10 protein-coding genes are annotated in these 8040 nt (G+C 42.5%); 5 read left to right on the top strand and 5 right to left on the bottom strand.

What is annotated here, in order from left to right; translation table 11 throughout:
- Both A2517_RS04345 and A2517_RS04340 read left to right on the top strand, forming a co-directional pair.
- Positions 1-539, top strand: a 539-nt coding sequence (locus A2517_RS04345) for a molybdopterin dinucleotide binding domain-containing protein (protein ID WP_294894509.1), incomplete at its 5' end; no start/stop codon positions are given.
- 48 nt (positions 540-587) lie between these two features.
- Entirely contained in the window at positions 588-878 is a 291-nt protein-coding gene (locus tag A2517_RS04340) for a hypothetical protein (protein ID WP_294894507.1), read from the top strand.
- 16 nt (positions 879-894) lie between these two features.
- Here the strand turns inward: A2517_RS04340 and A2517_RS04335 are convergent, their stop codons facing one another.
- Entirely contained in the window at positions 895-1218 is a 324-nt protein-coding gene (locus A2517_RS04335; protein WP_294894505.1) for a glycine zipper domain-containing protein, read from the bottom strand.
- Positions 1219-1376: 158 nt separating this feature from the next.
- Here A2517_RS04335 and abc-f point away from each other — a divergent pair, with 158 nt between their 5' ends.
- A complete protein-coding gene (abc-f, locus tag A2517_RS04330; protein WP_294894503.1) occupies positions 1377-3338 on the top strand; it encodes a ribosomal protection-like ABC-F family protein in 1962 nt (653 codons plus the stop codon).
- Here abc-f and A2517_RS04325 read toward each other — a convergent pair.
- The 3 genes from A2517_RS04325 to A2517_RS04315 form a co-directional block, all read right to left on the bottom strand.
- Complete coding sequence (locus A2517_RS04325; protein WP_294894501.1) at positions 3335-3721, bottom strand: hypothetical protein; 387 nt, start codon at positions 3719-3721, stop codon at positions 3335-3337. The genes abc-f and A2517_RS04325 overlap by 4 nt on opposite strands.
- A gap of 93 nt (positions 3722-3814) precedes the next feature.
- The gene (locus A2517_RS04320) at positions 3815-4918 is read right to left on the bottom strand and encodes a PAS domain-containing sensor histidine kinase (RefSeq protein ID WP_294894499.1); all 1104 of its coding nucleotides are present in this window, start codon (positions 4916-4918) and stop codon (positions 3815-3817) included.
- Complete coding sequence (locus A2517_RS04315; RefSeq protein WP_294894498.1) at positions 4915-5589, bottom strand: response regulator; 675 nt, start codon at positions 5587-5589, stop codon at positions 4915-4917. Before A2517_RS04315 ends, A2517_RS04320 begins: the two co-directional genes overlap by 4 nt.
- 112 nt (positions 5590-5701) lie before the next feature.
- Between A2517_RS04315 and A2517_RS04310 the strand changes: the two genes are divergently transcribed.
- The gene (locus A2517_RS04310; protein WP_294894497.1) at positions 5702-6184 is read left to right on the top strand and encodes a PAS domain-containing protein; all 483 of its coding nucleotides are present in this window, start codon (positions 5702-5704) and stop codon (positions 6182-6184) included.
- Positions 6159-7589 carry a methyl-accepting chemotaxis protein gene (locus A2517_RS04305; protein ID WP_294894496.1) on the top strand — a complete coding sequence of 477 codons (1431 nt, stop codon included), beginning with the start codon at positions 6159-6161 and terminating at the stop codon, positions 7587-7589. Before A2517_RS04310 ends, A2517_RS04305 begins: the two co-directional genes overlap by 26 nt.
- Before the next feature lie 12 nt (positions 7590-7601).
- On the opposite strand, the gene A2517_RS04300 is transcribed toward A2517_RS04305, so the two are convergent.
- Positions 7602-8040 (bottom strand): hypothetical protein (locus A2517_RS04300; RefSeq protein ID WP_294894495.1); only part of this gene is annotated, 439 nt, incomplete at its 5' end.

The raw sequence follows: 8040 nt of genomic DNA, 5'->3' as shown, positions 1-8040 counted from the left end.
CCGAGCCCTCAGAGGTCTATCATGAGTATCAAATACTCACAAAAAGTCGTTTATGCGATCAAAGCACACAGGAGTATGAGACCCTCTCTTATCAGTGGGGAGGGGAACGGCTGTATCCGAATGAAGTGTTTGCAACCGCTTCACACAAAGCACAATTTCATCCGATTGTCTCTTCCGCTCTAGAGTTAAACGAAGATGAATTCGTTCTCCTTACCGGACGGACAAAAAAACAGTGGCATACTATGACCCGTACCGGTGAGATCGCAGAACTGCTCAAAGATGAAGAAGAGGCATATATATTGATAAATGAATCTGAGGCAAATGAAAAAGCGCTTAAAGAGGGAGATATTGCCGTAATATCGAATGATCTCGGATCCTTGGAACTACCCATCCGTTTTGGAATCTTGGCACCCTATCACCTCTTTTCTCCGTTCGGGTATTCGAAAGCTCCGATTAACACCCTCGTACCGACACAAAACGATCCGCTCTCTTTTCAAAGCGCTCTGAAATCGGCACGTGTTCAGATTCGTCCCCTTTAAAGAGAAAAAATTACTGCTGTTAAACTCCTATCCGCTATAATTTGTGTTATGAATACTTTCCATATCGATCCGCCCCCTACTCTCCCGACCCGACAATGCCGCTTTATCGCACGGCTATTAGGATGGATCTTAAGCTACGGAAATTATGGTATTGCCTTGATAATAGGATGGCAAAGTGATTGGTTTATCGCTATCGGGGTATTGTTATTGGGGTATATAGTATTTGGGATCATCCGAAGTAAGCTTCGTAACGATTCGATCCCGCTCGCGCAGAGGGAAACCCCCTACAATGATTACGCGATTGCGACATGGTATCTTTCACATAATCATTGTTTTTAAGAGGTGGCGTTCACAATCAGTCGCGATTGTGATTTTTATGATGCCCTTTATGCTTTCCATTATCGCGATGTTCACGATCTCGATCTACATAGACCACTTTCTCTCGTGTAATCACTTGTGTTGTAGAACGAGTTGTCTCTTTGCTTCCGACAGCAGCACCCAATGCACCACCGACTCCTCCGCCGATAATCGCACCGTTTTTACCGCCCGTTGCTGAACCGACTGCAGAACCGACTCCCGCACCAACCATACTACCGACTACCGCTCCTCCATCTATCTCGCCGGCATTTACCGACACTGCCAACATAAGCGATAAAATCAAAGTTGATTTTGTTTTCATAATAGTGTTCTCCTCTTTTGTATTCATGCAATTTTACCCATAAAACGGTCACACAACAGTCATAAGAATGTTAATCAAGTTAAATGAAGCGATAATCCCCCTAAGCTCCCATCCGCTATAATTCGGATCAGTATCTTCGTTTCAAGGAATTAACGTTTATGGCATTAGTCGATCTCCTCGGTGTCAGCAAACACTACGAAGCCCAAAAAATTTTAGAGAACATCAACTTCCATATCGACGAAGGTGAGCGTATCGTTATTGTCGGCAAAAACGGCAGCGGTAAATCAACGCTGATGAAAATCGTCCATGGTTCTCTTGATACCGACGGCGGTGAGCGGATCAACCGTCAAGGGATCGAGATAAAAATGCTCTCCCAAGTGCCGAAGTTCGATCCCTCTCATAATGTCCGTGAAGCGATCGAAGCAGGGTTAGGAGAGCTCAAATCGGCAAAGGTACGTTTTGATGAGATTTCGGCCCTCCTTGCTGAAGAATTTGATAACGCCTCGCTCCTTGAGGAACAATCCCATTTAACCAATTTTCTCGATCACCACAATGCATGGAACCTCGATGATAAGATCGAGCGGGTCATGCACCATTTTATGCTCAAAGAGTACGAAAACAAAAAGGTCGATCTCCTCAGCGGAGGGGAACAGCGACGTGTCGCCCTCGCATCGCTGCTTCTCCAAAAACCCGACATACTGCTGCTCGACGAGCCAACCAACCACCTCGACGTCTACATGGTCGAATTTCTCGAAGAGCTGATCCTCAAAGAGAAATTTACCCTCCTCTTTATCTCGCATGACCGTTATTTCATCGATCAAATCGCAACCAAAACGATAGAAGTCGAAGATTGTGCTCTGCGTGAATTCAACGGCGGCTACAGCAACTATCTGGAGCAAAAGCAAGAGCTTCTTCGCACCATGGCACAGCAGCACGACAACCTCCTCAAACTCCTCAAAAGTGAAAACGAATGGCTCCGCAGAGGGGTAAAAGCACGTTTAAAACGGAATGAAGGGCGAAAACAGCGGGTATTGCAGCTACGCGAAGATGCCAAAAACAACCCGTCCAAAATCCGCAAAATGAAACTGGAATTGGAGCGGGAAGCAAAACACTTTAACCGAGGTGAAGGGATCAACCGCCAAAAGATGCTGTTTGAGATCGAACATCTGGGGCTAAAGCTCGGTGATAAAACACTTATCAAAGATTTCTCGACCCGTATTTTGCAAAAAGACGTTATCGCCGTCGTCGGACCTAACGGAAGCGGTAAATCGACACTGCTTAAAGCCCTTCTAGGACGTCTTAAACCGACAAACGGCATCATCAAGATGGGAGATCTCACCATCGGCTATTTCGATCAGCACCGTGAGATGCTGGATGATAATCTCAACCTCATCGAAACGTTCTGCCCTCACGGCGGAGATCGTGTCGATGCGCAAGGGCAAGACTACCATGTCTACGGCTATCTCAAAAATTTTCTCTTTCCGCGAGAGTTTCTCGATAAAAAAGTAGGAGTCCTCAGCGGCGGAGAAAAAAACCGTGTCGCTCTCGCCCTCCTCTTTACCAAAAAGGTCGATTGTCTCATCCTCGATGAACCTACGAATGATCTCGACATCCCTACCATCAATATCCTCGAAGAGAAGCTCCAAAACTTCCCAGGTGCGGTTATCCTCGTCAGCCATGATAGATATTTCGTTGATAAGATTGCCAAAAAGCTCTTTATCTTTAAAGGTGACGGCACTATCGAAGAGAGCTACAAGCCTTACAGCGAATATCTCGAAGATGAAAAAGAGCTCAGTGAAATGGATGCGATGGAGGCCGAATTTGCCAAATCCGCAACCACCACGACAGTAGTGCAGAACGAAAAACCGAAAGTATTCAAACTCACCTTCAACGAACAGCGTGCACTTGAAAAACTACCCGCTGAAATCGAGACGCTCGAAGCCAAGATTGATGAGCTGAACGCCTCTCTCGCCGATCCGAAAAAATACGAAAAAATAGGGATTAGTATTTTGGCAGAAGAGTTGGAAAAAACGAAAGCTCTCTATGAAGAAAAAGTGGATGAGCTTTTAACGATTGAAGAGAAAGCGGAAGAGATCGAAGCGCTCAAAAAGGAGGCTTAACGCCCCCCTTTGCCTCCACCCATTCCACCGCCCATTCCACCGCCCATGCCTGAGCCCATACCGCCCCCTTGCATCATCCCCTGGCCTGAACCTTGGTTTTTCATTTTCGGAGTACGGTTTTCCGGTTTATTCATAAATTTCTCATGCTGTTCTTTGCTCATCGATTGCTGACGGTTCATAAGCTCGTTATGAAGTGCTTCACGCTCTTGCTGAGATGTCATGGTTCCCCGTTTTTCGAGAAGCTCATCGGTCTTCATCTCTTTAAAACGGTTTTGAATCTCTTGTTGAGCCTCTACACGCTCTTGATTCATAACCGGCATCTCTGCAGATACAATAGTAGAGAGTAAAGCCGTAGCCGATACGATCATAAGTAACATTTTCATCGGAAACTCCTTTGAGTAGTTTTGATTATTCTAATACCATTTTGTTAATAGAATGTTAAGTCTATCTGTAATAATTGTATTCATCCCAAAAGTTTAAGCTATCCGTTTCGGAAAAGTTAACCGAAAACATGCCCCTGCTTCGTTTTGAATCAATTCAACCGATCCTCCCAACTGTTCTGTGAGGATTTTACGGGCAAAATAGAGCCCGTATCCATGACCGGCTTCATTCTTAGTACTTACACCCGCTTCAAAAATCTTTCTTGCCTGTTCATGTGTCATCCCATCCCCGTTGTCATAGATATCGACACTTACCTTTTCCCCGTCTTCCCACCCGCTGAGTGTGATTTTTTTATCGATCCGATCCGCTTTTTCAAGAGCTTCAATCGCATTTTCGATAAATACCGAAAAAAGGTGAAGCAACCGACTGCTCGGTACCTTCGTATCGATGGTCATCTCTGCAGAAATATCAATCTCCAAAGTGATATTGGCGGCATTTAAATGAGGTTCCAAAAGACGTTTAACCTCCTCAACAGAGATTTTTACTTTTACCACGCCTGCTTTATCACTGTGAAAGTGATATAAACTCTCCAAACTATGGGAAAGATGTTCTAGAATCTCTTCACTGCGTCCCAGCTCATCATCGATATACCCACACGATTGTTCCGCCAATCTGCGCCGTATCCGAAGTAAATAGGTAGAAAGAGTGTGCAATGGACGTCGCCACTGATGGGCGACAAAAGCGACCATCTCTCCAAGCTGCGCCATACGTGCTTGTTCGATGAACAATTTATCCTGCAAAGCTTTCTCATCTTCAAACTTTTTACGTTCTGTAATATCAGTGCCGGAAACCACTACACCGATGATATTTCTCTCATCATCATAGACAGGATGGTATCGCACTAGTAAATAGGCTCTATTCCCCTCATTAAAATCGAACCACGATTCATAGGAAACATCTCCACCCAAAAATGCCTGATCAAGATAAGGTTTGATGATATTTTGAAAAAATTCCGTCCCCGCTATTGATTCAACATGATGTCCTACAATCTCTCCATAAGAGCGATTAAATGCTTTTACATACGCTTGATTAACAGCACGATAGATATAATTCAGATCAACAAAAGAGAGCATATTGTCCGTTTGATCGACGAGATTAAAGAGATGCGCTTTAGAGGTATATTCAGTAAATTGGTTCATGAGAGACGATATCCTAATTTCGGAGTCGATTGAATATTGAGACCGACTACTTTTTTGCGTAGATTACTCACCACTATTTTAAGGGCATTTCGACTTATCTCCTGCGAACCGTAGAGTGTATACTCTATCTCTTCATAACTAACAATCTTTCCCCGATATTTGAGTAAAAGCTCCATCAAAGAAATCTCCAAATGAGACAATCGCAACATTTCTCTATTTTGGAAAATAGCTTTACTCTGAAAGTCATAATACATATTTTCACAAATATCAATATTCTTTAAAATTTTATCTTTTGTGTTTTGTTCTAGTATTTGAAACAATGTATTTAATTTATTCATAGTAATCGGTTTAAGTAGATACTCCTCAAGCTTCAAGGGGATAGCATTAAGTAGATAATGTTGATGCGAATAGGAACTTAAGATGACAATCGGGATATTCGTATTATTCGTACGAATTCGCCGTATTAACTCCAAACCATCCATCTTAGGCATTTCAATATCCGTCAAAATAATATCCGGATTTCTCTCCTGATACATTTTCCACCCTTCCATCCCATCATACGCACTGAACACTTTGGCAAACTTAGATTCTAACAAATAAGATAGGTTATCGTTACTTTCAATATCATCTTCAACTATTAATATTGTTTTATCACTATTTCTAATATACATGATTCTCTTTGTGAATAATTTTTCCTTATTTTAACCCAAACTAAGTTTAACGAAACCTTTTACAAACCACTATCCATTAATATTGTAGGCAAACTGATATTGAAGGGATTGAATGCAAGAATTGACTTTCGGTGAGCACGATATTATCGTCTCCAAAACTGACACCCAAGGAAAAGTAACCTACGGCAACGAACTTTTTTTACAATTAGCAGGCTACCAAGAACATGAAATTATCGGTGCACCGCACAATATTGTCCGACATCCCGATATGCCGAAACTAATTTTTAAACACTTATGGGAAACAATCCGATCGGGTCGTGAGGTAAATGCCTACGTTATCAACCAAGCCAAAAACGGTGACTACTACTGGGTATATGCAAATGTCACCCCTTCCTTGGACAAAAACGGCAGAGTGGCAGGATATTACTCCGTCCGCCGAAAACCCTCCCAAAAAGCACTAGCACAAGTCAAACCGCTCTATCAGCGTCTCGTCAATGCAGAACGCTCAGGAGGAGTCGTACAATCACAAAAGATACTGGATGAATTACTAAAAAATTATGGAGGCCGCTATGACAAATTCATCTTATCTCTCTAAATTACAGTTTATCGCTATTCTTTTTTTAGGATTGTTTTCCTTGGGCTTCGTCGTTGATTTTTTTCTTCACGGATTCAGTTGGTTTGATACCTTTATACTTGTTACGTATATCTCAATGGCTTATATTTTTAATCTCCAACTCATTGGGCTAAAAGTTCATTTACGTAAATCCCTCAATGTTTTAGAAGATGCCGTACAAGGAAATTTTGAAGCGCGAGCTACCAATATCGTCGATCTTGGTGAAGCAGGAAGAGTCTGTCACGGCGTTAATAACCTGATCGATCAGATGGAAACTTTTATGCGGGAGATGCGCGCTTCGATCGACTATGCCTCCAATAACGAGTATTTCAGACGTTTTAATACACAAGGGCTAAATCCCATACTCGCGTATGCCGGAGATAAAATAAACGGCAGTATTACCTCTATGCAGGAAAATTATCATCATCAGCTCCGTACCGAGCTCAATGCCGATTTAGCAACCATCAATAAAAATAATGAACAATTAATCGGTCTCCAAAAAAGTTTTATGAACAATACGTCAAAACTCGAAGTGATATCAACCAATGTTAAAGAAGCCGCATCTATGTCGATCGAGCGGGCAACAGACGCTGAAAAAGTAGGCACTAAACTCGAAGGGCTCAATGTCCTCATCGATCAAAATGCTAATTCCACTGCTATGTTAGAGAACCGATCCAAAGAGATCACCGCAATTATCAACCTCATCAGTGATATTTCTGATCAAACCAATCTCTTAGCCCTCAACGCCGCAATCGAAGCGGCACGCGCCGGAGAGCATGGACGAGGATTTGCGGTCGTTGCCGATGAAGTGCGTAAGCTTGCGGAAAGTACCCAAAAAGCAACAGGAGAGATCCGTGCTACTGTACAAGTATTGCAACAAGAGAGTATGGAAAACTCCGCTAATTCTATAGAAATGCGGGAAGTAGTTTCTGAGTTTACATCTCTTATGCACACCTTTCAACAAAGTATGAATCACCTACGCCACAGTACCGAAATGATCGATAACGAACTTTCCAGCATACAAGACCGTATCTTTATCAATCTCATTATGATCGACCATATCGTTTTCAAAACCAATGCCTATACGTCGATCAATTTAGGAAAAAAAGTAGCTGAATTCGGAGGACATACCCACTGTCGATTAGGTAAATGGTATGCGGATGATGGGAAAAAACGGTTCGGACATACGCAAAGTTTTGGTAAAATGGATAAACCTCACGCCATAGTTCATGATAATGTAATGGAATCGATGAGATGCCTTGAAGGAGAGGACACGTGTGTTGCAAACCGCGATCTTATCCTAAACGATTTTAAAGCTATGGAGATCGCGAGCAGTGAGCTTTTCGGTCTTGCCGAAGCAATGATTGAAGAGAATCACCGCAAATAAGTCGAAGGCGGGTTAATCCGCCTCGATCTCAAGTTTAAATTTGTCATCCATAAATTTTCGCGCCTCTTCATCACTCATCGAAGAGGATTGTAACAATGCATTTTGGACTTGAACCATACTCAACTCTTTTTGGTTCTTCCCTTCGAGAGTGATCTCATCAACCTCCCCTTTTAACATCTGAATCATTGCACGAATCAAATCTTTTTCTACCACTCCCCGAGTATTCGGCAAATCGGCTTCAAAACGTTTGGCAATCGCTGTATTGATCGCTTGAGATGCTTTTTCTTTATCGTTCAATTCTGAGGGGCTAAGAGCAAACTCTTTTAAGAAGATCGCTTGTTCCTCTTTTTGCAAGGTATCGGTAAAAGTTTTAACCGACTCGTAGGTAACATCCGAAATAGCACGATTTTCAACTTTAAGTGCAAATTCTTCGAGTATCATCGAATCAGGA

This window comes from Sulfuricurvum sp. RIFOXYD12_FULL_44_77, from assembly GCF_001830725.1.
In the GTDB taxonomy this organism is placed as follows: Bacteria; Campylobacterota; Campylobacteria; order Campylobacterales; family Sulfurimonadaceae; genus Sulfuricurvum; species Sulfuricurvum kujiense_A.
This window is presented reverse-complemented; position numbering and strand designations above follow the sequence as displayed.

Bases quoted from the DNA above. Each gene is read 5' to 3' on its own strand.
- A2517_RS04340 (WP_294894507.1), top strand. From the start codon at position 588: ATGAATACTTTCCATATCGATCCGCCCCCTACTCTCCCGACCCGACAA.
- A2517_RS04335 (WP_294894505.1), bottom strand. From the start codon at position 1,218: ATGAAAACAAAATCAACTTTGATTTTATCGCTTATGTTGGCAGTGTCG.
- abc-f (WP_294894503.1), top strand. From the start codon at position 1,377: ATGGCATTAGTCGATCTCCTCGGTGTCAGCAAACACTACGAAGCCCAA.
- A2517_RS04325 (WP_294894501.1), bottom strand. From the start codon at position 3,721: ATGAAAATGTTACTTATGATCGTATCGGCTACGGCTTTACTCTCTACT.
- A2517_RS04320 (WP_294894499.1), bottom strand. From the start codon at position 4,918: ATGAACCAATTTACTGAATATACCTCTAAAGCGCATCTCTTTAATCTC.
- A2517_RS04315 (WP_294894498.1), bottom strand. From the start codon at position 5,589: ATGTATATTAGAAATAGTGATAAAACAATATTAATAGTTGAAGATGAT.
- A2517_RS04310 (WP_294894497.1), top strand. From the start codon at position 5,702: ATGCAAGAATTGACTTTCGGTGAGCACGATATTATCGTCTCCAAAACT.
- A2517_RS04305 (WP_294894496.1), top strand. From the start codon at position 6,159: ATGACAAATTCATCTTATCTCTCTAAATTACAGTTTATCGCTATTCTT.